The following is a 1,516-nucleotide window of genomic DNA, read 5'->3' as shown; positions in this document are numbered from 1 at the left end:
GTACCAGCGAACGCACAACAGGATGATCTCGACCGGGAAACGGCGGCGCTTGAATAGAGACAACAGGACGGCTCCTCGACTGGCCGCTCCGGATTACACTGCCGAGGTTAATGCAACAGTGCCCGCTAGGTCGATCCCAAGTATCGCCGGCAATGGATGGCGGGCGTGCGCCGCTTGGCCCGCATGTATTTTGGTGTCAAGCGGATTGACACCGCTGGCCAGGATCCGAACGAGAACTTGGCCGGCTCCGGGCTCTGGACGGGCGACGGGCCCCACACGGAACGAAGCGTCGTGGGCGTCGAGAACCGCGGCCGTCATCACGTTTGCTGTGGACATGATCTGCTCCTTTTGATCTCCGGTCACAAGGTGGGCGCAATGTTCTTGTTTGAAAATCGACAATGATGCACGTACTCCATTCAGAAATGTATGGGCAGGAGATCGCCGGTGGAGTGGAGTGACCTACGCATCTTTCTTGCGATCGCCCGCGAAGGCACGCTCGGGGCTGCGGCGCGTAAACTCGGGCAGAGCCAGCCGACCATGGGCAGACGTCTGCGTGCGCTGGAGCAGGATGTCGGTCACACGCTTTTTCAACGCACAGGCGAAGGCTTCATCCTGACTGATGAGGGTAGCGCAATGCTGTCCCACGCCGAGCGGATCGAGGAAGAGGTGCTGGCAATCCAGCGCCAGCTTTCCGGTCAGGACCGGCAACTCGAGGGAGCCATCCGCCTCTCGTCCTCGGACTGGTTCGGGACCCATATGCTGGCACCTATTCTAGCCGAGTTCGCTGGCTTGCACCCGCGGGTCGTGGTCGAGCTGGTGACCAGCGCGCAGCATTTTAGCTTGCCGCGGCGGGAGGCTGACATGGTGTTTCGGATCCGGCCATTTGACGATCCGGATGTTATCTCCCGCCGCCTCCTGCGCATTCCTTATGGCGTTTACATCAAATCGGGTTTGGAGCACCCGCGTCCTGGCAACGGGATCGGCACGCCGCTGATCACCATGGATACAGCCCTGGCGACCCTGCCGGATGCGGTCTGGTTAAAGCGGATTCTTCCCAATGCTCACATCGTGTCACGGAGCAACAATAGGGACGTGCAGGGGCGGATGTGCGCCCAAGGCGCTGGTGTCGCCGTCCTGCCGCGACCACTGGGCGATGCGCTCCCGGAAGTGGAACGGATCGACCTCGGCGAGGATCCGCCCGACCGCGACACTTGGGTTGGCTATCACCGTGACATGAGACGGTTAGCGCGTCTCAGGGCGCTCCTCAATCTCGTCATTGAGAAACTGGCGGACACGAGCACCAGGGTTTAGTACCTCAATCAGAGCCGGTTGGTGGGCTGGGCTGGAGGCAGGTCCTTCTGGATATGTGGCAGGCTGCTTTGTGCCGCACAATCTAAAGCGTTTTTGGTTTCAGTGTAGGACATAGCCGGCGTGCCTGATCCAGCCTTTGGCATCGTTTGCGGTGATGGTGTCGAGGGCTGGTTTGAGTTCGGCTTCCAAGGCTTCGAGAGTGCGT

Annotated in this window: 1 protein-coding gene and 1 pseudogene; one reads left to right on the top strand and one right to left on the bottom strand. The window is 60.6% G+C overall.

What is annotated here, in order from left to right; all coding sequences use genetic code 11:
• Positions 1 to 114: 114 nt before the first annotated feature.
• Positions 115 to 336 (bottom strand): annotated as a pseudogene (locus tag ACS5Q1_RS47870) (alcohol dehydrogenase catalytic domain-containing protein); the annotation flags it as partial.
• Between the two features lie 108 nt (positions 337 to 444).
• Here ACS5Q1_RS47870 and ACS5Q1_RS47865 point away from each other — a divergent pair.
• Positions 445 to 1,311 (top strand): LysR family transcriptional regulator, encoded by an 867-nt coding sequence (locus tag ACS5Q1_RS47865; RefSeq protein ID WP_473104779.1) that lies wholly within the window; start codon positions 445 to 447, stop codon positions 1,309 to 1,311.
• The last annotated feature ends 205 nt before the right edge of the window (positions 1,312 to 1,516 follow it).

It is taken from the genome of Microvirga sp. GN3 (assembly GCF_055792825.1).
This window is presented reverse-complemented; position numbering and strand designations above follow the sequence as displayed.